The sequence below is a fragment of the Sphingobium sp. LMA1-1-1.1 genome (assembly GCF_040676365.1).
Taxonomy (GTDB): Bacteria; Pseudomonadota; Alphaproteobacteria; order Sphingomonadales; family Sphingomonadaceae; genus Sphingobium.
In genome coordinates, this window is sequence record NZ_JBEGHS010000012.1 from 571679 (window position 1) to 594488 (window position 22810).

Here is a 22810-nt window from a genome sequence, read left to right on the forward strand (position 1 = left end):
CGAATCCCGCGCCGGATTCCTTGTTTCCCGCTATTTTCAACGATCGGGTCCGATCGCTGGAAAATCGCCCTATCCCGCCTCCACCGCAGCACCGGGCGACAAGGCTGAATCCCTGCCTTCGCCCTGCCCGTCCGCTCGGGACCGCTTGACTATCGCGCTGGCGGCGCGGCGGCCGGACCAGGTGCAATCGGCCAGCGACAGACCGCTGACATAGTTGTTCGAGGGAATGCCAATGGCCGAACGTCCCGCAGCATAGAGTCCGGGCACGGTCTGGCCCCTTTCATCCAGGACGCCGCCCGAATGTTCATCGACGCGCAGCCCGCCGGTGCTGAGGGCCGTGATCGGGCTGATCGGCATTTCGTGGCGAAGATTGATGGCATAGTAGGGGCCCGGGCCAAAGGCCTGGCGACAGGCGTCGCTTTTGCCCATGGGATCGGGCGCGCCAGACCGCGCCGCATCGCCATAGGCCCTTATGGCGGCCTCCATCGCCTCAGCCGGCACCCCGATCTTGCCCGCCAGCTCGGCAATGCTGCCGGCCTTCTTCGCGCCCTTCTGCGCCTGCTTCACGGGGAATTTCTGGAATTCGAACAGGTCGCCCGAATTGACCTCCTGCAAGGCCGCGCGCCAGATCGCGTCGTCCACCACCAGCCATGCCCGACCGTCGGACTGCTCATAGATGGCGCGCGACAGGTGTGCGCCATATTGCTCCTCATTCGTCAGTCGATCGCCCGAGGCGCCGATAACGACGCCCTTCGTCCAGTCATAGGGCGGGTTGATGAAGCGCCATGCCGATATCCGGTCGAGATGATCGCCGACCCCGCCAGCGGAGGCACCCAGGCGGATGCCCGCGCCATCGTCACCGAAAGAGCCGATCGGCAGCGTCCGGACATAGGGCGCGGCATAGCGGGCCATCATCGCCCGGTTGCGGATGTAACCGCCCGCCGCAATGACCACGCCATGGCGCGCGCGGAATGTGCGCGGGCGCGAGGACAGCTTTTCGATCGAGCGGAAAAGGGACGCGAAGGGACGATGAACCTGCATGACCTGGAATGTCAGCTTGTTCGCAAGGCGTTCGGCCCAACGATGGACCCGGCTGCTCAGGCCACCCTGGGGAATGGCGTCCACCTGCACGCCAACCACGACGCCGTTCTCTACGATGAGCCGCCTGGCGCGGGCCTGCGGCAACACGGTGATCAGCGGGTTCTTCGCAACCGCCTGCTTGATCGCGGCCATCAGATACCAGCCCATGTCGGCGCCTTCCGAAAAGCCGCCATGCGGCTTCTTTCCTGGCAGCGGCGGAGCACCGGGGACCTTGGCGGGATTTTTGGTACGATGGCCGCGCTCGGCCGGGGCGTGCTGGCCCATATAGGCGGGCACCGTGCCATTGTCGGAAAAATAGAGATAATATTGGTCGGTGGGGTGGGATGTTTTCTTGGGCGCCTTGGGACCGCTGAAATTGACGCCATGCCTTTCCAGGAAACCCAGCGTCTCCAGGCTGTCATCGCAGAAGCGCTGAACAGCTTCATCCGAAACGAGGCCGCCAACCTCCTTTCGCAGATAATCGGCCATGGCGGCCGGGCTATCCTCGACACCGCAGGATTTCTGGACATGCGTGCCGCCGCCCGCATAGACGATGCCACCGCTCATCTGGCTTGCGCCGCCGCCCTGAAAGCGGTCGATCAACAATATTTTCAGTCCCTGTTCGGCCGCCTCCAGCGCGGCGCTGGCGCCTGCAAGGCCAAAGCCGATGACGATCGCATCATAGACGGCGTCGACCGGCCCAGCCGCGCGGGCGTCAAGCGGAAGGTCCACGACGGACGAGGATGCGTCGCGCATGTCCACCAATTCGCGCGCGCCGCTCGCACTGTTCGCATCACTCGCCATGCCGAGCTCCCATGCTGTTGCTGTTGCGTTGCGCGATATGTTCTGCGGCAACCATGCCGAAGGCCATCGCCGGCCCGATCGTGCCCCCCGCGCCCGGATAGGAATCATAGGTGACCGCGCCGGACACATTGCCGGTCGCGTAAAGCCCCTCGATGGGCGTGCCGTCCGGCCGAAGGACATTGGCGTTCTCGTCCGTGCGCAACCCGCCCTTCGTACCGATGTCGCCAAGGTCGACCGGGATCGCGTAGAAGGGCGCCTTCTCGATCTTGCCGAGGCAGGGATTGGGTGCGTTGCGGGGATCGCCAAAGACCATGTCATAGGCATTTTCGCCGCGGTGGAACTCCTCGTCCACCCCTCTTTCGGCAAAGCCGTTCATGCGCTCCACGCTGCGTTGCAGGACTGCGGGATCGACCTCGATCTTGCGGGCGAGTTCCTGAATGGAACCGGCCTTGTATAGCACATTGTCCCACCATTCGCGGGGGACGAGCATGTCAGGCATGATGACGGGAGGCATGACAACGCCGATCGGATAGCGCCACCGCGCCGTGGCGTCGAAAATCATCCAGCATGGCGTGTTAGCGCCCGTCCGCTGTTGGTCGGCGATCATCTCTGCGCCGAAATCATTGTAGGAAATGGCTTCGTTGACGAAACGCTCCCCATTTCTGTTCACGCACATGGTGTGGGGATAGCCCCGCTCCATGAAGAAGGCCGCCCGCATGTCCGCATTGTTGAAGCCGGGCGCGGGAACGCGCATCGTCGGAACCCACCATGCCTGGTCCAGGAATTCGCTGTCCGCCCCGATCGCCTCGCCGGCGATCAGCGCGTCTCCGCTGTTGTTCAGGCCTGGCGTCAGACTGAAATCGACGGGCGTAGGCACGGGCATATGCCGGTCGCGCAGCGTCTGGTTCTTTTCAAAACCGCCCGACGCAACGATGACTCCCTTCGACGCTCTGATATCATAGGTGCGCCCGCGCCTGGACACCGTGGCGCCCGTCACCCTGCCCGTTTCCTCGGTGAAGCCGACAAGTCGGGTGTCGAGCAACAGGGGAATGTCCCTGTCCATCATCGCCTTGCGCAGCGCGCCGATCATGGCGTTGCCCGTCGTCAACCGACGGTCCCGCCTGCTCTTCAGACGGAACGGCATGTCGCGCAGGTAACGGAACACCAATTTGCCTGCCGTCAGCCACCAGGTACTGTTGCGGCGGATGAGCGGCCCCATTTCCGTCAGGTCGATCTGCATGCGACCCAGCACCTTGTGCGTCGGGTGGGGTTCACGCATCTTGAAGATCTCGTCTCCCAGGAGCCGCCCGTCGAACGGCAATGGCATCATGGTTCTGCCGCCGGTCTGCAACGCGCCCGGCAGCCAGGGCATATAGTCGGCATAGCCAGGCACGCTGAAATAGCCGACCTTCCACTTCGCCAGTTCGTCAAGCAGCCGGGGGCCGTTCACGACATAGGACTGCAGCTTCGCGTCAGGCACCCGCCCCTTGGTGCAGGCGCGCAGATATTCCATGGCCAGTTCGGTACTGTCATTCTGCGCGATGGCGGGATTATTGGGAATCCAGATGCCGCCGCCGGACACGGCGCTCGTGCCCCCGAAGCGATCGGCCTTTTCGATCACCGCCACCCGCAGGCCAAGATCGTGAGCGCGCAGCGCCGACACCATCCCGCCCGCGCCCGACCCCACGACGAGAACGTCATATTCCATCATTTCAGCCATCCCGGCTCCTTCATAGCGCGACATCGTCAAACAGGCATCAGGGTCAAACGGGCATCAGGACGAGCCGGGTCAGCTTCACGCTCTCGATCAGCCATTTGTCATCGCGGTACACATAATGATCCTCATAATGGCCGAACCCGTCGAAGCCCCGTATCGGCGTGGGCGCACCTGCCGGATATCGAATGATGTCCTGCATCGCCCAGATGGCCTTGATCCGATCCGGCGCCAATATTTCGAATTCTCCCATATGCCCGTGATGGACAGTGCGAACCCCCTCCAGCGCCGTGGACACGGCCTGGCGAATGCCCTTTGCCGTGCGGAACAGCAGCGCGTCGGCCGGCGGCGCCGGGAAGCCCAGCTTCGCCATCGCCGGCCCGTCGTCGCGCGCATCCAGCACCGCGTCCGGCGTGTACAGCGCTTCCCACAAGTCCCACTGCTTGGTGTCCATGAACCGGAAATAACGAGCCTTGAGCTGCGACACGCTGTGGATGGCGACCAGGTCGTCCAGCGTGCGGGGTGCTGACGGCATGAAACTCTCTCCCGCGGATTTTTCAGCCTTGTTGGGCATCATCCGACATAGGGGAAAAATCTTTGCCAATGCCTCGTCCGAGTGGACGACACACATTCGCCGTTCCCCGTGCTAGTGGACAGGCCATATCAGACCTTCCTTAAGGGAGCTATTTGTGTTCGAGCTTACCAAAGACCTTTCCGAAGCGACGCTGGACAAGCTCGCCAGTGATTTCGATCATCATAGCGAGGAATATCGCAGCAATTCGATCGACATCCTGATGCACATGCGCGGCAAATGCCCCTTCACCCACAGCACCCAATATGGCGGATTCTATGTCGCAACGAAGGCGGAGGATTGCCTGGAGGTCGCCAAGAACGCCGACGTTTTCTCCAACTGGCCGGCGGAGGTGATCCCTGCGCTCGAACCGACGCTGATGATCCCCATCAATGTCGATCCGCCCGAACTCTACGACTATCGCGCCATCCTCAATCCGCTGTTTTCGCCCAACAAGGTCAAGCTGCACGCGGCCTATGTCCGCCAGGTGGCCGACGAGCTGATGGACAAGATCGTCGCCAAGGGCGGCGGTGACCTCAAATGGGACTTCGCCCTGCCGCTCACGGGCATCATGACGCTCAAGCTGGCGGGCCTGCCGCCGGAGGACTGGCAGCATTATGCGCCGCCGCTCCACCAGCTCATCTACAGCCGCCTTCCCATGGAAGAGCGCCTGAAGGACATGGCGGTGATGATCGATCGCATGCGGACCGAAATCCGCCGTCTGAAGGACGATCCGGTTCCCGGCAGCGTCATCGAATATCTCTATAATGTGGACATGGCCGGGCGGAAGCTGCGCGTCGATGAGATTGACAGCTTCATCCTCATCATGCTGGGCGGCGGGCTGGACACCACGCAGGCGCTGTTCGGCATGGCCAGCGTCTATCTCGCGCGCAATCCGGAGCGCCGCCAGGAGCTGATCGATCATCCCGAGCTTCTGGACAACGCCATAGAGGAATTCCTGCGCGTTTTCCCGCCAACGCAAGGCAATTCACGCCGCGCGACCAAGGAAATCACCGTGGCGGGCCATGTCATCAAGCCTGAGGAACAGGTGTTCATGTCCTGGGCCGCGGCCAATCGCGATCCCGACGACTATGAAAATCCCCATGAGATCGACTTCCGCCGGGAAAATATCCGTCATTTCTCCTTCGGCGTCGGGCCACACCGTTGCCTGGGTTCGCATCTGGCGCGACTGGAGGCCAAGACCATGTTCCAGGTCCTGCTGGAAAAGGCACCCAATTACAAGCTGGTCGACGGCGGCGTCGAACTGGGCGACGATATCGGCACGATCGCCGGCTTCAAGAAGATCGAGATCACGGTCTGACCGCACAGGCGGCAATCATAGCGGACCTTCAGGAGAGTAAAATGGCGACAACTGCGGAATATGGTCTGGGGGAATTCACCTTCCCGCGCGGATGGTTCATGGTCGCAGAAGCCAGCAAGATCGGAAAAGCGCCCTATTCGGTCCGTTTTTTCGGACAGGACATGGTGATCTACCGGGGCGAGAGCGGCCAGCTGCACATGGTGAGCGCCTATTGCCCTCATATGAACACCCATATCGGCAAGAGTTCGACCTCGTTCATGGCCCAGCAGGGCAAACAAATTGAGGGTGAATCGATCCACTGCCCTTATCATGGCTGGCGCTTCGGGCCAGACGGCGTCTGCAACAAGATTCCCTATTCCGACAAGATTCCGCCGCTCGCCAAACTGAAATCCTTCAAGGTCGTGGAGCGTTATGGCGTCGTGTTCCACTGGCATGATCCGGAGGGGGGCGAACCGGACTATGACCTGCCCGCCATCCCCGAATGGGATGATCCCCATTATGTGAAATGGGACATCGACCATCTGGGATCGATGAACCTCCATCCGATCGAGGTTGTCGACAATATCGGCGACATCCAGCATCTGGCGCCCGTGCATGCCACGACCAAATTCTATTATTTCGAAACGATCCTTCACGGCCATGTCGCGCAGCAACTGCTGGGCGGACGCCATGAATTGCTCGGCGCGGATGCAGGCATGTCGGAATTCAACACATATTATACGGGGCCGGGCATCCTGCTTTCCCGCTACGTGGCGAACAATGCCAATGATTCCATCATGTTCATCTGTCACACGCCGATCGATGACGGATCCGTGTTCGTATGGCATGCGGTTCTGAGCAAGCCCAGCGACAGGAACCCCACCGAGGAGGACATCGCGACGGCGAAGGCGCAACAGCAGATGAGTTGCGACGCGTTCGCGCAGGATTTCGAGATCTGGTCGAACAAGATGCCGTGTTTCAGGCCGATGCAAATGCCGGGCGACGGCAATTTCCTGAAAGTCAGGACCTGGTACAGGCAGTTCTACAATCCGCGCTCCGCAGCGGCCGACATTCTGGCCCGCAGCGAAGGTCGCTACATCATTCCGGGCGTCCCCAGCGCGGAGGATGGCGGCGCGCGCAAGGAAATACTGGAAGCTGCGATAGCCGGCTGATCCATCCCGGACCACCATATAGAGAGCAATCATGAAATATCGGATCGTAATCGACAAGGACCAGTGCGTCGGCCATGCGCGTTGCGCGAACGTCGCCCCGCACCTCTTCAAGCTGGATGAGAGCGGCTATATCGCCACGACGGGCTTCGACGTGCCGGAGGGCGAGGAAGTCGCGGCCTTCCGCGGCTCGCTCGCCTGCCCCGAGCGCGTTATCAAGATGTTCGATGCCGAAGGACAGCAGGTCAAGAAGACGCCGCGCAGCACTTGATCCGACTTTAATGCGCTAAAATGTTAAATCCGGCAGAAACGGACGTTTATGTCCCTTCCTGCCGGATTTTTGTTTCTGAAGTTTTCGTGCTGTACCGGACCGCTTCAGGCGGTCCGGTACAGCACGTGGCTTGCTCAACCCGCGATCACTGGAATTTGTGGCCCCAATCGCTGCCCCGTGTCGTTTCGAACACGACATGTTCCGACCAGTCCATCTGCTTTCCGCCAAAGCCATATTCGAGCGAAAAGCCCGCCGGTGTCATCATGTAGAAGGAGATCATGTCGTCATTGACATGGCGGCCCAATGTGGCGGTCACCTTGACGCCATGTTCCGCGACCCGGTCCAGGCACCGGCCTACATCGTCGATGCTCCCGACCTCCAGCATGATGTGGATGCAGCCCCCCGGTATGGGAAGTTCGCCAAAGGCGAGACTGTGCTGCCGCCGATTGCGGCAATGAAGGAAATGCACCCTGGCATTCCCGTCCGGCATGGGGACATGCAGGATATCCGACAGAGAAAAGCCGCCAAGGCTGGTCCAGAAGTCGGCTTCGGCCTTGAAATCCTTGACTGCCGTGAGCACGACATGACCAAGGCCCATATCACCGGTCACAAAGCCGCTGACGGCAGCGGGGGAGACGAAGGGCTGGAAATCCGATATCGGGCCCCAGGCCAGTTCATGGCTGTGACCTTCGGGATCCTTGAAGGAAAAATATCCCTGGACCTGCCTTATCTGCGCGCCTTCCGCCGTTCCTTCGACCAGTTCGACGCCACCATCCGTCAGTTCGGCCCTCGCCGCATGGAAGTCATCCTCCGTCTGGACAAGCCAGCCGCTGGCGATGAGGCCATTGTCCTGGCCCGGCAGGATCGCGATGCGAAAGGCGCGGTGATCGATCTTCACGTAGAGCGCACCCGCCGGTCCATCCAGAGCCATGGCCCCCAGAACCTTTTCAGCGTAGAATTTCCATTCGGCAACCTCCGGTGCTCCAACCAGCAGATAGCCCAATTCAGCGATCTTCATGTCCTGTTCCTTGCTCCGGACGACGGTTCTCATCAGCGCGCCTAGCGCGCATCGCGGCGGCGGCAATCGTCCGAAAAGACAAGGATAGGGGCTTGCCGGCTAATTATCCCTCGCAGGCAGGATCGCCTTGTAACTCATGCGGGCCAGGATCGCGGCGGCCATGTCATTGTCGAGTGGTTCGTCCGGGAAAAACCATCCTTCGAACAGGACCGCGGCCGCCACCATGCCAAAGGCATAGCGCACGAATATGGCCGGCGGGATGTCATAGCCTCCATCCTCATCGCGGTAGAACAGCCTTACCCTCTTCTCGGCAGCGAGAAAATAATCGTCGAGGGCATGGGACAGGGGCAGATCGCCAGCGCTCACCGACTTCGCCAGCGCCTGGAGGAGGTCGGCATTCTCCCTGAGGAACAGGAAGAGCGCCTGCATGGTGGAAAGGCTACGCGCTTCCTTGCCCTCAGCCTCCACGTCCATGCTCTGCAGGAAAGCGGTAAAGACAGTCTTGAACGGTTCGATGATCGCCGCTTCGAACAATTTCGCCTTGGATTCGAAATGGCGGAAAATCAGGGCCTCGGCGACACCGGCGCCTTCTGCAATGGTCCTGGTGGTCGTGCCTGCCAGGCCGTCGGCCGCGAACAGGGCGCGGGCGGAATCCAGAATGAGCGACCGGACCTCGGCCGAACCACGACGGCGGCGACCGCCTGCGCCATCTTCTATTTTGTTCCGCGTCCCCTTGCCTGCCAATTGCATGTCCTTTAGATAGTGATCACTGACTAATAACAACCCACATGTGGAGAGCGAGTCCGATGAGCGCTGATTATCAACTGATCATCCGCGGCGGAACCGTCGTCGATGGAAGCGGCGGCAAGGCTGTGGCGGCCGACGTGGCGATACAGGACGGCCTGATCGTCAAGGTCGGACAGATTCATGGCACCGCGGAAGAGGAAATCGACGCCAGCGGCCTGATCGTGACGCCCGGCTTCGTCGACGTCCACACTCATTATGACGGTCAGATCACCTGGGAAAGCCGGATGGCGCCGTCCTCGAACCATGGTGTCACCACCGTCGTCATGGGGAATTGCGGCGTCGGCTTCGCCCCGTGCCGGAAAGGGGACGAGGATCTCATGATCCGCCTGATGGAAGGGGTGGAGGACATTCCTCATGTCGTGATGGCCGCCGGCGTGCCGTTCAACTGGACAAGCTTCCCCGACTATCTCGACGCGCTGGAACAGCGCCAGAGCGACGTCGATTTCGCCACGCAGATCCCGCATTCGCCCCTGCGGGTCTTTGTCATGGGGGAACGCGGGGCCGATCTGGAGCCGGCGAACGAGCAGGATCTGGGCCATATGCGCAGGCTGGTCGCGGAGGCGATCCAGGCGGGCGCTCTCGGCGTGTCGACGTCACGCAACCTGTTCCATCGGTTCCGCAACGGGAAGCTCGCGCCCAGCGTCCGTTCCGAACTGGCCGAACTGAAGGCACTGGCAGCCGGATTGAAGGACGCGGGAGACGGCGTCTTCCAATGCATTCCCGACATCGACGGCAACGGTGCGGACGAGGTTGGGATGTTGGAGGCCATAGCGCAGGAATGCGGACGTCCGGTCAATTTCAGCCTCATCCCCATGCCGGGCAACCCCGCGAACTGGGACATTTATGTGAATGCGATTCGCACGGCGCAGGATAAGGGCCTGCGTCTGAACGGCCAGTTCCTGCCCCGCGCGATGGGTGTCCTTTTCGGACTCGATCTGAGCTTCCATCCTTTCAGCCTCAACCCCAGCTACCGCGCCCTGGCGGACCTGCCGCTGGCCGAGAAGGTCGGGAAAATGCGGGACCCCGCGCTGCGCGCCCGCCTCCTTTCAGAGGAGCCGGAAGACCCCAATCCCGCCTTTGTCGGCCTGCTGAAGGCGGGGCTGACCCTCTATCGCCTCGGCGAGCCGGCAAATTATGATTTCGCCGAGGAGGAAAGTCTTCAGGCTGAAGCCGCGCGGAGCGGCCGTCCCCTTGCCGACGTCATCTACGATGCCTTGCTGGAAAGCGAAGGCCGGGCGATTCTTTGCGCCTATGGCAGCAATGTCCGCGATACCGTCGCACGGACGTCGGCGTTGATCGGGGAGGATAATATGATCGTGGCGTTGGGTGACGGCGGCGCCCATTATGCGATGATCTGCGACGCTGCCTATCCCACCTATATGCTGGCCAATCGCCTGGGCCGGGAGGGGCTGGACCTGCCCCGGCTGGTCCGGTCGCTGACCAGCCAGCCCGCGGAATCGGTCGGCCTGCTCGATCGCGGCAGGATCGCGCCCGGCTACAAGGCCGATATCAACATTCTCGATCCCGAAAAGATCGTGCTGCACCGTCCGCAGATCCAGGCGGACCTTCCCGCCGGCGGCAAGCGGTTGCGGCAGGAAGCACAGGGCTATGTCGCGACGCTGGTGTCAGGCAACCTCACCTATCGCAACGGCATCCCCACAGGCGCGTTGCCCGGGAAACTGGTGCGTGGCACGCGTAGCGCACCCACCGACGCCCATGTTCCCATGGGCGCCGCGGCGTGAACGGCGGGGTCGAAATGCAGGACAGGACGAAGCAGGGCCTTGTCCTTGAACCACTGCCGGGCGCCTTTGGCGTCCGGGCGGTCGGCGTCGACCTTACCCATGCGGACGACGCCCTGTTGCGCGGCCTGGCCGACGCCCTTTTCCAGAACCGGATCCTCGTCGTGCCGGGGCAGGCCATGTCCAACGATCAATATGTGGCCTTCGGCAAGCGCTGGGGGCGGCCCGTCCTGCTCGTTTCCCGCCGCAACCGGCATGGCGAGCATCCCGAAATGATCGTCCAGTCCAATTCGGGGTCCGCGCCGGCCTTCATGCGCAACGTCGCGTCCCACTGGCATTGCGACAGCTCCTATGAAGATGAGGTGGCGACCGTCACCATGCTGCTTGGGGTAAAGGCACCTGCGGAGGGCGGCGAGACGCTCTTTGCGGATCTGGCCGCCGCCTATGCGGCCCTGCCGAAAGACATGCGGGACCGCATTGACGGGCTGCAGGTCCGTCACGGTATCAGCGCGGCCACGCCGGGAAAGGATGAGACGATCGTCCGTCCGCAGGATCTTCCCGAAGACATGCAGCGTCATGTCGACATACCCGCGCCTGTCCTCCATCCCCTGGTGCGCACGCATCCGGTTACGGGCATGAAGGCGCTATACGGGCTGGGTGGTTCCGCCTTCGCGGTCGAGGGGATGGACGAAGCGGAAGGATTGGCGCTTCTGGACGATTTGAAAAGCCACGCGACCGCGCCGATATTCGTGCAGGACTATAAATTGATGCCGGGCGACGTGCTGCTGTGGGACAATCTGTCGGTGATGCACCGGGCAACGCCCATCGAATATTCCGACGCGCCGGACAAGGCACGGCTGAATTATCGCATCAGCGTCAAGGGCCTGCCGGATTTCCTGGCTGCTTCCGAAAATCAGCTTATGGAGCCGGCGTCGAAATAGGCGCGCATCTGTACAATGAGGCCGTCATCGTTCATCACCAGCGTCTCGAACGGGTGGATAGTGACCTGTCCACCCTCCCCCGCGTCCAGCCGGGCGCGAAAGGCGAAGGCAGCTTCATTGCCGCAAATGACGATCCGTTCCAGTTCGGCGGATATTTTCATGGCGCTGCCCTGAGAGAAGAAGGCACGCAACGCGTCATGGCCGACCATGGGCGGGGTGCCGACCGGGTCCTCGAATGACCCATCAGACGCAAATAAAGCGACGCGCGCCTCTATGTCGCCCGTCGCAAAGGTCGCGAGATACCGGGTGATGAGGTCGCGAATTCTGTCGCCAGCCGGCGTTTCGCGCCCCTTGGCCATTTCGACGAACATGTCCTTCAACATGGATCACTCCCCAGCCGTGGTGGCCATTTCCGTTTGCCGATACCCCTTACGGCCGAAATCCGGATCCGCCCCCAGCTGCCGGTTCCAGTCCGCAAGATCGAAATAATCCCGCCAATGCACGATGAGATTGCCGTCGTTCACCGTGAAGGCGCCCATCACGCGACATTCTGTCCTGCGTCCGTCATTGAGGATGAATATGTCGGACCGTTCGGTCAGCACCGTGCCATCGGCCGCTTCCACAATATGATGGATTTCCCATGGCGCCTCCCGATACATGGCCATGAAGGCCTGATTGGCTGCCCGTATGTCGTCCTTGCCGACGATCAGGTCCATCGGCACATTCTCGAATATCGCATCATCGGCAAATTGCGCCATCATGAAGTCGATGTCGCGGCGCGCCCATGCTTCGACGAGATTGAGTACCGCTCTGGTCTTGCCACTCATCTTCCTCTCCTTCATCACAGCCGAAGCGCGTGCGAAAACAGGGTCCGACCGGGGACGTTGCGGTCCGCCGAATCCCGGACCCTGCCGCTCAGAGCATCATGTCGAACGGTTCGCCGCCCATCAGCTTGTCGCCATAGGTGCGTCCGTAGATGCGGTACTGGGCTGCGGCATGCTGACGCCCGGTCAGCATGTTGCGATAGATGCGGCCCATGTTGGATGTGTCGTACACGCCGCCGCCGCCCGCGACCGTCAGCATGCCTTCGGCCAGCTTGACACAGCGGTCGGCAACGCTCGCGCTCTGGAACCGCATCATGTGCCGCATGTCCAGCGGCGGCATCTCGTCGCGCTCCGCATAGTCTTGCATGATCTCGAAATTGGCGAACATCACCTTTTTCATCTCGTCTATGCCCGCTTCGGCCGATGCCACCGCCAACTGCGCGTCGGGATCCTTGGCGGTCTTGCTGCCCATGAATACCTTGTCCTTGGCATAGGCCTTGAACAGGTCGAGGAAGTGTTGCAGCGCGCCAATCTGGCCGTTGGTGATCCCCCGCATGAACACGAGCATGAAGGGCATGCGATAGAGGGGGTTGTCATTCCACTGCCGGCCCGGACTGGTCCCGTTGAAGCCGTCGATGAATTTATGTGTCCGATATTCGGGGATGAAGGCCTTTTCCACCACGATGTCGTGGCTGCCCGTCGCGGCCAGGCCGGTTGTGCGCCAGGTGTCGACGATCTTGGCATCCGCCCTGGGCAGCAGGAAGGCGCGATAGTCGGTCGGATCGCCATTGACGAAACCGCCCAGGAAGGTCCAGTCGCAATGCTCGCTGCCGCTGGAATAGGACCAGCGACCGGAAAATTCGAAGCCACCCTCGACAGGCGTCGCCGTGCCGCCCGGCATATAGGGCGAGGCGACCAGCACCGAGCTGTCGTTGCCCCAGACGTCCTGCGCCGCGCGGTCATCCATCAGGCCGATGTGCAGGCTGTGCAGGCCGATCACGCCATAGATCCAGGCCACGGACATGTCGCCCTCGCCCAGTGCGATCTGCACCTCGGCAAAGGCGCGCTGGCCAAGCTCATAGCCGCCCCAGCGGCGCGGCTGAAGGACGCGGAACAATCCGGCCTCGTTCATTCGCCGGACCGTGTCCGGATTCACCGTCCGGTTCGCCTCATCCTCCGCGGCACGCTCCCGCAGCAGCGGGATCAAGGCGTGCGTCCGATCGACAAGCTGCTCGACCGACGGGATGGTTTCGTTCTTGGTATCAGCGTGGACAGCCGACATGGATCACTCCCAAATACTGTTTCCTGATGACCTACGCCCCGGACTGCCGCCCACCATCATCCGTTCGGACGTTTGCAATCACCCGCGAGCAAAGAAAGCCTTGCCTCCACCGCAGCGCCCAGGTCCTGCGTCGATGCCAGGCCGCCAAGGTCCGGCGTCAGCGCGTCCCCGGCCAGCAGGGCGTCGCCAATGGCTTGCAGGATGGTGGCGCCCGCCGCCTGCTGCCCCAGATGGTCCAGCATCATCGCCCCGGCCCAGATCTGCCCGATCGGATTGGCGATGTTGCGCCCGGCGATGTCCGGTGCAGAACCATGAACCGGCTCGAACATGGAGGGATGAAGACCTTCCGGATTGAGATTGGCGGAAGGCGCGACGGCGATCGTGCCGGTACAGCCGGGCCCAAGGTCGGACAATATGTCCCCGAACAGGTTGGACCCGACAACGACGTCGAACTGTTCAGGCTTCATCACGAAGCGCGCCGCCATGATGTCGATATGATGGCTGTCCGTCCGCACGTCGGGATATTTCGCCGCAATCGCGGCAAAGCGCTCGTCCCAGAAGGGCATCGAATAGAACAGCCCGTTCGACTTGGTCGCCGAGGACACATGGCGGCGATCCAGCCGACGCGCGAGGTCGAAGGCGTAGCGCAGGATGCGATCGGTGCCGCGCCGGGTGAACAGGGCGGTCTGGATGACGGACTCGTTTTCCCCGCTCCCGCTCCTGCCGCCCAGGCGCGAATATTCGCCCTCGGTATTTTCCCGGACGACCCAGAAATCGACGTCTCCGGGCTGCTTGCCCTTCAGCGGGCAATCGATGCCGGGCAGCAATCGCACCGGCCGCAAATTCACATATTGGTCGAATTCGCGCCTGATCGGGATCAGCAGGCCCCATAGGGAAATATGGTCGGGAACACCCGGATAACCGACCGCGCCAAGGTAGATGGCATCATGTTGCGACAGGCGGTCGATGCCGTCGTCGGGCATCATCGCGCCCGTCGCGTGCCAGGTTTCGCAACTCCAGTCAAAATGATGCCAGTCGAAGGAAAAGCCGAAGATATCGGCGGCGCGGTCCAGCACCCGAATGCCTTCGGGCATCACTTCCTTGCCTATGCCGTCTCCTGGAATGACCGCGATGGAGTACCGCTTCACGCGGCGCCTCCCGCCATGTCGGCCAATATCTCGTCCCTCAGCACATGCTTCAGGACCTTGCCCGTCGCATTGCGGGGCAGATCGTTGCGAAAGACGACATGTTCAGGAAATTTGAGCTTGGCAATGCCGAAATCCGCCAGGAAGGCAGCAAAGTCGGCGCATGTCGGCCTTGCGGAACTTGCCGGCAGAACGACCGCGCAGGCCATCTCTCCCGTCTTCTCGCTCGGAATCCCTACGACCGACACTTCCGCGACATCGGGATGGAGCGTCAGAAGATCCTCGATTTCCTTGGGGCTGATATTCTCGCCGTTGCGGATGATGATATCCTTCTGCCGGCCGGTAATGACGACATAGTCTTCGTCCACGATGCGACCCAGGTCGCCCATGCGGAAATAGCCCGCATCGTCGAACGCTGCGGCCTCATCCTCGATATTATGATAGCCGACCAGCATCTGCGGCCCCTTGGCGAGCAGTTCACCCACGCCTTCCGCGTCGGCGGCGGGGATGATCACCGTGGCCGCGCCGATCTTTCCATCGGTTTCAGCCGCATGGTCGGTGTCGCCCGCATCGATCGACCCCAATGTGATGGTGGGCACCTCGGTCGAACCATAAACGCGGGTGGCGATGCAGTTATCGAACCATGACGTGGCCTCGCGGATCAGCGACGGCGGCACCGAAGCGCCACCGCAGATGAAGATACGCAGGCTGGGAAGACAGGCGCCGGAAACCCGGCAGGCGTCCAGCAAATGCTGCAGGAAAGGCGTGGCGCCCGCCATGTGCGTGCATTGCTCCTGCTCGATGAGCCTTGCGGCGGTCGCGCCGTCCCACATGTCCATCAGCACCGCGCTGGTGCGGTACAGAAGCGGCATCTCGAAGGCATAGAGCGATCCGCCGATATGGCTGACCGGAGACGCGACCAGATAGCGCGCATCCTCCCCCCGGTTCCAGAAACGGTGAAGCTGGACGATATCCGCATTGATCGTGTTATGCGTGTGCAGCACACCCTTTGGACGACCGGTGGTGCCCGACGTGTACAGGATCATCCGCACGGCGCCCGGATCGACCGGATCGAACGTCGCCTCGGGACTGCCCTCCGCGACCAGTTGCTCATATCCCACGCCGTCACCCGGATCGCCGCGCAGGACCACGACAAGGGGCGGACTTTCCATCTGCGCGCCCACTTCCGCCATCATGGTCCGATAATCGACGCGACGAAACTCGGCGGGAATGAAGATCGCGCTGCTCTTGCAGTCGGAAAGCATGAACAGCAGTTCGGCGTTGCGGAAATTGGTGACCAGCGGGTGGCTGACGGCGCCGATCAATGCCGTGGCGAGATAGACGACGCAGGCCTCATGCCAGTTGGGCAGCATGAAGGAGACCACATCGCCCCGCCCGATGCCGCGCCGCCGCATGGCGTCCGCCAGGCGGCGTGCCGATTGATAGAGGTCGCCCGCCGTCAACCGGATCTCTCCATCGATCAGCAGCACCCGTTCGGGCTCCTGCGCGGCAAGCCGGGCCGCCGCTTCGCCGATGGTCGTGTCGAGCCACCAGCCGCCCGCGCGCGCCTGCGCTTCGCGGTCGGGGTCGTGCCTGATCGACCAGCCATCCACGACGCGACGGGTGATGCCGGATTGCGCTGGCGTCATTTCGCGACCCTTTCGGCGAGACGCGCTTCCTCGCTCAGGAATTTGGTGGTGGTCCAGCCGCCGTCCACGGCCAGGATCTGACCGTTGATGAAGCCCGCCTGATCCGACAGCAGGAACCAGATCGCGTTGGCGATGTCCTCTGCCGTGCAGGTCCGGTTCATCGGCGTCATCTCGAAATTCATCCGCCGGAAGACTTCATTCTCCCAATTATAGGCTGTCATCGGCGTTTCGGTGACGCCCGGCGCGACGACGTTGCTGCGAATGCCCTCAAAGCCATATTGCGCCGCCATGTGCAGGGTCAGGCCATTGATGCCGGCCTTCGCCGCCGAATAGGCGCCGCCGCGCAGACCACCGAGGATCGAAAAGGTCGAGGACACGTTCACGATGGCGGAACCCGGCTTCATCACGGCGATCGCCTCCCGACAGTAACGGAAGGGCGCGCGCAGCAGCACGTCCAGGAAATCGTCCAGTATCTCGTCCGTGGTTTCATGCACGGGCGATGGCTTGCCCTTGCCTGCATTGTTGACGAGATAGTCGAGACGACCGAACCGCTCGATCGCCATGGCCACTGAGGCCGCCGGTGCCTCTGCCGCCGTGATGTCGGCGACATGCAGGGCGACGGAGTCGCTCCCCAGTTCGTCCTCGACCTGCTGAAGCGACTCGCGCGTGCGGCCCACGGCGACGATGCGGACGTCGTTGGCGACGAGCGTACGCGCCGTCGCCAGGCCTATTCCCGTTCCCGCTCCCGTCAATATGGCGACTTTCCGGTCCTGAACGCTCATTGGCCGTCTCCATGGAGAAAGCAGGAAAGGTGCACGTTGGAGTCGTCCTTTTGCCCGATCATGTACAAATATCCCCAAGGATCAGAATTCAGTTCGCAAGCCGACCGTTCATATCGGCCGAACGTGCCGCGTCGCGGCTGCCAGAGGCATAGACGCCGCACGGATATGCGCCTCGTCCAACTGAACTAGGCCGCACGCGGCCAGCCGTGCGGCAACGGCGTTAAATGACCATATTTGTAAATATATGGATATAAAGCCGAGATTGGTGCTGCGCGGTTCGGGAACAAAAAATGCTGCCATGCAGCAAGGACATTCCGACATAATGGCCGTTTTCAGCGGGATATCGAGAATATTGGGATAAGGAGAACCGTGGCGCAGGACCCTACAAAAGGACGCCAAGCCATATTGACATAATTCTCCATTCATGTGCATTTAAATGCATGGCAAGATTCGGTGGGCCTGCCGAGGGCAACGCCGGTAAGCACGATAGGAGAGGCACGCATGGCGGTAGCCCAATTGAAATTTCCTGCTTCCCAAAGCAGCATTTCCTACGACGCCCTTATCTCAGCAATATATCGCAGCGTGGACGACGACGATGCCTGGCCTGAGGCGCTCGACATCCTTCGGGGCTATCTGGGGGCCAATGTGGCCTGCCTGCGCATCGCGCAGCAATCCAAGACCCATCGGCAATATCTTTTCGCCTCAGGACCTCATGCGACCGAAGACTCCATTCGCGAGTGGGAACAGATAAATTCCCGGGAACTGCTACCGCAGGATCTCAAGCCAGGCGAAACCACCGTCATCGACTGGCGCCTTGTCAGCAATGCCGTTCAATGCTCCAAATTGTTGCAGCGATATGATATCGCGGTGACAGCGACCGTATGCGTCGATGTAATCGATGATGCCCAATATACGCTCAATTGCAGCAGGGGTTTTGAAGATTCGGAATTCCGGTCCGCAGACCTGGACAGTTTCCGGCAGATTGCGGAGCATTTCCGTCGCGCCATGGCGCTTCGCCGCCAGAATATGCAAAGCAAGGTCGTCAGCCAGTTCCAGACAGAGGCGCTGGACAGCCTGGGCATTGCGGCCATTCTCATCAACCGCGCGGGCAGCCATGTCCTGCTGAATCAGACGGCTCAGGATGCGCTGGATGAAGGCGTCGGTCTGGAACTGACGGCGCGCGGGCTGCGGGCCGTGGACCGCACCGACGATGGCGCCTTCCAGCAGGCGCTCCGGGCGGCTTTGTGCGAGAAGGAGCCGGCCGGTTCGCGGGCGATGCTGATCAACAGCGGGGATGACGACCGTCGCCTGCATCTCGTCGTCAGTTCACGGCGGCACAGTTCCATGATTTCCGGCGAGACGGAGACATCCGCCTTGATCTTCCTGCGGGTCAAGGAAATAGTCGGCGAAGCGGACAAGAAATTGCTGCAGCAGCTTTTCTCCTTCACCGCGACGGAGGCCAATCTCGCGGTCGGGCTGGCCAAGGGTCTGTGCCTGAAGGACGTCGAATCCCAACTCAATATCCGTCACAACACGGCGCGTGCGCATCTGCGTTCGATGTTCGCCAAGGCGGACGTGTCGCGACAGGCGCAACTGGTGTCGCTGCTGGCCAACAGCCTGGTCCCGCTGGGGCGCATGAGTTCGACACCGCTGCAATAGGAGATCACCCTGTCCGTTCCCGGACAGCCTGGAGCGCACTGCGTTTAATCCAACGCAGCGCGCTCCATCTTATTTGATGCCTGATGCTCGGCCTGATAGCTGTCATATTGCGTTCCGGGCGGCGCTGTCACGGTAAGGCATGATGCCCTATAGCCGCCCTCGACCGGCAATATCTGACCCGTCACATAGCTTGATTCATCGGAACAGAGCCAGACGGTCGCTGCCGCGATCTCATCCATCGTTCCGAACCTCTGCATCGGATGCGCCACATCGTCTTCGCGGCTGACGGTGGCCGTGCAGGCAATGGCCTGCCCCCTGCCCCGCAGATCGTGTCAACGACCTCCTCGATCTTTCCGGCGGTGCGGCTCACCACCACCACTCTGTTTCCAAGTTCCGCAAATATGTCCGTAAATGGTCTCAGCGTTCGAGCGGCACTGAGAAAGCCCGCAAATAGTCCCCGGTCATCCGGTCTATGTCGTCGAGCGTCAGGCCGGCGCTTTCCAGGGTGTAGGCGTGATGGCTGCGGCCCGCCCTGATGCGCCTGTCTTCCTCCAGCCAATGCCGCATCACCTGCCGTCGGCCGTCGTCGGTCGCGATGCCGAAATGGCGGTAGATGCTATCGACGGTCGCCATGGGGTCGGCCTGCAGGTCCACGAACTGGATATCGATGAACCGATCGGCCATGCCAGGGCGCTTGCGGAAGGCCAGCGCATCAACCCAGGTTCCATCATAATCCTGGATCACCGCGGCCGAGCCGGGAGGTTGATCGCCATGCTTCGAATGCAGGATGGAGGTCAGGCTGCCCATGGAAGGATAGATTTTCGCCGTATCGCGGTGGCAATGCACGAACAGCGCGTCGGGAAAGACATCGATGATCTCCTGCAGGAAGCGCACGTGGATCGGCGTCTTGAGGATCCACCGGCGACGCGGCTCGCCATATTGCAGATATTGGAGCAGGGCGCGCTGTTCCCGATAAAGCGGCGCGAAATCCCGGGAGAAGACATGGCGCTCGAAATTCGGAATATGTGCGCGCGCTGCATAGTTGACCGATTGCAGAAACATTTCCCACATGAACGGACATTCTTCCGCCCGATCGGCATCGCTGGGGTGCACGCCCTGCCAGTCATCATCCATCAGCCCGTTGAACTGCGCGCTTTCCCGCGCCCGTTGCAGTCGCAACGCCCGATGCATGGGATCGGGATTCTTCGGCCCGGGCGACAGCATTTCGAACATGCGCGGCGCACGGTTGTCAGGATCAGAACCCAGCAGATTGTGCAGGAATGTCGTCCCTGACCGGGGAAGACCGAGGATGAAGACTGGGCTGTCGATCGGCTCGTCCCCAACCCCCTTCAATCTTTTGCGGTCGTCCAGGTAGACGAGCCGCGAGCACAGATTTTCATGTATTTGCCGATAGATGCGACGAGCACCCAATTCATGGAGACGGGCCGTCGAATTCAGGTCATCAACCAATATGGTCAGTGGCTCCAGCAGGTTTCCCGTAAATGGCGCATCCCAGTCCGATCGTCCGGTTTCCAGTTCTGCGCCATGCATCAGCGCGCGCGCATCCGCTATCCTGTTCAAATTCCGTCTCCTTCCTTGCGCCTGCCGCGGATCGGCTTCAAAGCCCGTAAAGCCGCTTGACGCCGCTCCTGCGCGCTTCGATCGTTGCTTCCCGCTCCGCCGGCGAGATCCTTCGGCCATCGGGATGCAAATGGTCGTGCAGGTCAGCCAGGGCGACTTTCGTCACCGTCGACCGCGGCACGAAATCGGCATGGACCCAGCGCCATGCGGCGATGCCGCGCCTGTTGCCGGCGCTGTCCAGCCAATTGGGAACGCTCGGATCGGACAGGGAAAGGACGAAGCGCGCCTTGCCGTCCGGATCGACATCCGCCTGCATCATGTTGAGCGACGACTGGTGATTCATGTAATCGAGCGTGTGCTGGCAAAGATCCGCGAGCTGGATCGCCCAGAAACGGGCCCTGCGCGGAATCTCGACCTCAATGACCAATGCTTCCCCGTCGTCGATGTCAAAGACCATGAAATGGTAGCCGGCATGCTGGATACCGCCCAGATTCTGTTCGCGCCCCTCCCAGAACTGGTTAAAGCCGACGTCATCGACAATATCTTGCGTCCGCTGGACCCAGTGCCTGGCGGAAGCAATGACGAAATTGCGCGCCTTGCCGATACGCCGGTAAAGATCGGCTTCGTCTATGAAGCCGATATCCTTCGGATCCCGGTCGATCGTTTCTATGGTCACTTCGCAGGGCTGGTCGCGGGTCCAGTCGCAAATGGCATCGCGCACCACGATCATGTAATTGTGGCGGTTCGCATCCAGCGGAATCCAGTTGCCGTCATGATGCTCGGCCGACAGGATGATCTCGAAGCGGCCATCATCCGCTATTTCGAAATCATCAAGATCCCAGGCGCCGGCCTGCACATAGTCGGGATCACCCCAGAATTCCGACATCAGGTGAAACTCGTTCCAGGGGGAACTGCCGCGGCGGCCCGTGATCCTGTAGCTGCGCGCGCCGTCGACAAATGCATGACGATAGTGAAAGTCGGGGCAGCACAGTCCCCAGCTATAGGCAACCGGATGATGAAAGGGATGCCTGTCGAAAAAGGGAAAGTTGTGTCGGGGCGAGATGGCGATGTTGAAGGCCACATGGGCTGACGACGTCACCTGCATCAACGCCCTGCTTCGTTCCTGCCGATCGCGAACCCAGGGGGAGTTCATCCAGATATCCCTGGCCATGTTCTGCCCGGCAAGATAATCGGCCCAGATCTGGTCATGACCCTGTTCCAGTTCCGCAGCCATGCGACTCTCCTCATTTGCTGTTTGCGCGGAAGATAGGCATGGCTTGGCGGTACCGAACCTACCAAATGGGACTCTCGCAGTGCTGGACGTGACGCAAATGAGCGAGCTGCTCATCGCTCTGCATGGGGGACCGTTCGAAACGCCTCCATGGGATCGGTTTCTGCATCGGCTGAGGGATGTCTGCCATGCCAATTATGCCGGTATTCTGTTCCGACCGATGGACCGGCCGCCCAACAGCCCCCTGGAACTGTTCGCCGGTCCAGCCGCCCTGCCCGATATCCCCCGCATGTATGAGGAGGGATTCTACAGGCTAGACCCCTATCTCAACGGCAATCTGGAGGAAGGGGAAGTCTACGGACTGGACCGATTGATCGACAACGGAAATCCCGGTCACAGGCGTTATGTCGACGAACTGCTCATCCCGCGGGGCTTGCGCCATATGTTGGGCGTGCGTGTCCGTGAACCGAGCGGCATTGGCGCGTGGCTCTATCTTGGCCGGGACGAATTGCCATTTTCCCCCGACCATTCGGTCATTCTGAAGCAGGTGGCCGCGCATTTCCGCATTTCGCTCCAGACGTATGTGACGATGGAAAATCAGCGCGTGCATGCGGCGATTTCCGACAATGCCATCAGCCGTCTGAATTTCGGCTGGATCAGCCTGGACGCCACCGGCACCATTGTGGAGGCAAGCCATCAGGCGCGTCATATGCTGCGTCGCAACGGACCGCTCACTGTCTCTCCTTCGGGGAGACTGACGGCTTCGGGCAGGGATCTCAACATGCGCCTCTCCACTGCAGTGAGCGACATCGCGCAGCGCCGCGCAACCCAGCCGCGGGCGCTCAGCATCAGCAACGATCCATGGCTCTCCCTCCTGCTCGTCCCCATCGCCAATCCCATCGCATCGACGGGACGAACCGCCGTGATGACCGCATTCCTGCAGGACGATGAAAATTCCATGGTCGACCGGCATGAACAGATCGCGGAACTGTTCGGCCTGCTCCCCAGCGAAGCGCGCCTTGCCGTCGCAATCTGTCGCGGCGCATCCATTGCGGAGGCCGCCGCGCAGATGGGCATTTCGGAAGCGACCGCTCGCAACTATTCCAAGCGGATCTATGCCAAGATGGGTGCCCGGGGGCAGGCGGACGTGGTCCGGTTCGTGCTGACCAGCGTTCTCGCCCTTGCGATGAGCCAATAGCGGGCGAATAAATTTCCGATCTAGTCCCCTCCGCCGTGGCGGGTC

At 61.5% G+C, this 22810-nt stretch carries 21 protein-coding genes; 7 read left to right on the forward strand and 14 right to left on the reverse strand.

All coding sequences use genetic code 11. The features are described from left to right. Window positions 1-69: 69 nt before the first annotated feature. The 3 genes from MRBLMA1_RS10015 to MRBLMA1_RS10025 are packed head-to-tail and all read right to left on the reverse strand — an operon-like array spanning window position 70 to window position 4133. The gene (locus tag MRBLMA1_RS10015; protein ID WP_363736508.1) at window positions 70-1884 is read right to left on the reverse strand and encodes an FAD-binding protein; all 1815 of its coding nucleotides are present in this window, start codon (window positions 1882-1884) and stop codon (window positions 70-72) included. Next, complete coding sequence (locus MRBLMA1_RS10020) at window positions 1874-3604, reverse strand: FAD-dependent oxidoreductase (protein ID WP_363736510.1); 1731 nt, start codon at window positions 3602-3604, stop codon at window positions 1874-1876. The genes MRBLMA1_RS10015 and MRBLMA1_RS10020 overlap by 11 nt, the downstream gene beginning before the upstream one ends. Window positions 3605-3647: 43 nt before the next feature. After that, window positions 3648-4133 (reverse strand): nuclear transport factor 2 family protein, encoded by a 486-nt coding sequence (locus MRBLMA1_RS10025; protein ID WP_363736511.1) that lies wholly within the window; start codon window positions 4131-4133, stop codon window positions 3648-3650. A 154-nt stretch (window positions 4134-4287) separates the two neighbouring features. Here MRBLMA1_RS10025 and MRBLMA1_RS10030 point away from each other — a divergent pair, with 154 nt between their 5' ends. Genes MRBLMA1_RS10030 through MRBLMA1_RS10040 form a run of 3 tightly spaced genes read left to right on the forward strand, consistent with a single transcriptional unit; the run spans window position 4288 to window position 6909 of the window. Beyond that, window positions 4288-5490: a cytochrome P450 gene (locus tag MRBLMA1_RS10030; RefSeq protein WP_363736513.1), complete on the forward strand. Its 1203-nt coding sequence runs from the start codon at window positions 4288-4290 to the stop codon at window positions 5488-5490. A gap of 41 nt (window positions 5491-5531) precedes the next feature. Beyond that, window positions 5532-6641, forward strand: a complete 1110-nt coding sequence (locus MRBLMA1_RS10035) for a Rieske 2Fe-2S domain-containing protein (protein WP_363736514.1) — start codon at window positions 5532-5534, stop codon at window positions 6639-6641. A gap of 31 nt (window positions 6642-6672) precedes the next feature. Next, a complete protein-coding gene (locus tag MRBLMA1_RS10040) occupies window positions 6673-6909 on the forward strand; it encodes a ferredoxin (protein WP_363736515.1) in 237 nt (78 codons plus the stop codon). A 145-nt stretch (window positions 6910-7054) separates the two neighbouring features. On the opposite strand, the gene MRBLMA1_RS10045 is transcribed toward MRBLMA1_RS10040, so the two are convergent. Both MRBLMA1_RS10045 and MRBLMA1_RS10050 read right to left on the reverse strand, forming a co-directional pair. Next, a complete protein-coding gene (locus MRBLMA1_RS10045) occupies window positions 7055-7927 on the reverse strand; it encodes a VOC family protein (RefSeq protein ID WP_363736516.1) in 873 nt (290 codons plus the stop codon). 99 nt (window positions 7928-8026) lie between these two features. Further along, window positions 8027-8671, reverse strand: a complete 645-nt coding sequence (locus MRBLMA1_RS10050) for a TetR/AcrR family transcriptional regulator (RefSeq protein ID WP_363736517.1) — start codon at window positions 8669-8671, stop codon at window positions 8027-8029. A gap of 62 nt (window positions 8672-8733) precedes the next feature. On the opposite strand from MRBLMA1_RS10050, the gene MRBLMA1_RS10055 reads away from it, so the two are divergent. Both MRBLMA1_RS10055 and MRBLMA1_RS10060 read left to right on the forward strand, forming a co-directional pair. After that, a complete protein-coding gene (locus MRBLMA1_RS10055) occupies window positions 8734-10476 on the forward strand; it encodes an N-acyl-D-amino-acid deacylase family protein (RefSeq protein WP_363736518.1) in 1743 nt (580 codons plus the stop codon). Then, window positions 10473-11414, forward strand: a complete 942-nt coding sequence (locus MRBLMA1_RS10060) for a TauD/TfdA dioxygenase family protein (protein WP_363736519.1) — start codon at window positions 10473-10475, stop codon at window positions 11412-11414. Before MRBLMA1_RS10055 ends, MRBLMA1_RS10060 begins: the two co-directional genes overlap by 4 nt. Here MRBLMA1_RS10060 and MRBLMA1_RS10065 read toward each other — a convergent pair. The 6 genes from MRBLMA1_RS10065 to MRBLMA1_RS10090 form a co-directional block, all read right to left on the reverse strand. After that, entirely contained in the window at window positions 11387-11797 is a 411-nt protein-coding gene (locus MRBLMA1_RS10065; RefSeq protein WP_363736521.1) for a nuclear transport factor 2 family protein, read from the reverse strand. The genes MRBLMA1_RS10060 and MRBLMA1_RS10065 overlap by 28 nt on opposite strands. 3 nt (window positions 11798-11800) lie before the next feature. Further along, on the reverse strand, window positions 11801-12241 hold the full coding sequence (locus MRBLMA1_RS10070) for a nuclear transport factor 2 family protein (RefSeq protein WP_363736523.1): 441 nt from the start codon (window positions 12239-12241) through the stop codon (window positions 11801-11803). An 88-nt stretch (window positions 12242-12329) separates the two neighbouring features. Next, window positions 12330-13520: an acyl-CoA dehydrogenase family protein gene (locus MRBLMA1_RS10075; protein WP_363736524.1), complete on the reverse strand. Its 1191-nt coding sequence runs from the start codon at window positions 13518-13520 to the stop codon at window positions 12330-12332. A 56-nt stretch (window positions 13521-13576) separates the two neighbouring features. Beyond that, window positions 13577-14668, reverse strand: coding sequence for a tartrate dehydrogenase (locus MRBLMA1_RS10080; RefSeq protein WP_363736525.1), 1092 nt, complete (start codon window positions 14666-14668; stop codon window positions 13577-13579). After that, window positions 14665-16314 (reverse strand): AMP-binding protein, encoded by a 1650-nt coding sequence (locus MRBLMA1_RS10085; protein WP_363736526.1) that lies wholly within the window; start codon window positions 16312-16314, stop codon window positions 14665-14667. The genes MRBLMA1_RS10080 and MRBLMA1_RS10085 overlap by 4 nt, the downstream gene beginning before the upstream one ends. Beyond that, window positions 16311-17096: an SDR family NAD(P)-dependent oxidoreductase gene (locus tag MRBLMA1_RS10090; protein ID WP_363736527.1), complete on the reverse strand. Its 786-nt coding sequence runs from the start codon at window positions 17094-17096 to the stop codon at window positions 16311-16313. Before MRBLMA1_RS10090 ends, MRBLMA1_RS10085 begins: the two co-directional genes overlap by 4 nt. A 582-nt stretch (window positions 17097-17678) precedes the next feature. On the opposite strand from MRBLMA1_RS10090, the gene MRBLMA1_RS10095 reads away from it, so the two are divergent. Beyond that, complete coding sequence (locus MRBLMA1_RS10095; protein ID WP_363736528.1) at window positions 17679-18755, forward strand: helix-turn-helix transcriptional regulator; 1077 nt, start codon at window positions 17679-17681, stop codon at window positions 18753-18755. 44 nt (window positions 18756-18799) lie between these two features. Here the strand turns inward: MRBLMA1_RS10095 and MRBLMA1_RS10100 are convergent, their stop codons facing one another. The 3 genes from MRBLMA1_RS10100 to MRBLMA1_RS10110 all read right to left on the reverse strand — a co-directional run bounded on the left by MRBLMA1_RS10100 (window position 18800) and on the right by MRBLMA1_RS10110 (window position 21570). Then, entirely contained in the window at window positions 18800-19081 is a 282-nt protein-coding gene (locus MRBLMA1_RS10100) for an SDR family oxidoreductase (protein ID WP_363736894.1), read from the reverse strand. Window positions 19082-19172: 91 nt separating this feature from the next. Then, a complete protein-coding gene (locus MRBLMA1_RS10105; RefSeq protein WP_363736530.1) occupies window positions 19173-20336 on the reverse strand; it encodes a sulfotransferase family protein in 1164 nt (387 codons plus the stop codon). A 37-nt stretch (window positions 20337-20373) separates the two neighbouring features. Beyond that, complete coding sequence (locus tag MRBLMA1_RS10110; protein ID WP_363736532.1) at window positions 20374-21570, reverse strand: DUF1214 domain-containing protein; 1197 nt, start codon at window positions 21568-21570, stop codon at window positions 20374-20376. 97 nt (window positions 21571-21667) lie between these two features. Between MRBLMA1_RS10110 and MRBLMA1_RS10115 the strand changes: the two genes are divergently transcribed. After that, complete coding sequence (locus MRBLMA1_RS10115) at window positions 21668-22765, forward strand: helix-turn-helix transcriptional regulator (protein WP_363736533.1); 1098 nt, start codon at window positions 21668-21670, stop codon at window positions 22763-22765. Window positions 22766-22810 lie beyond the last annotated feature (45 nt).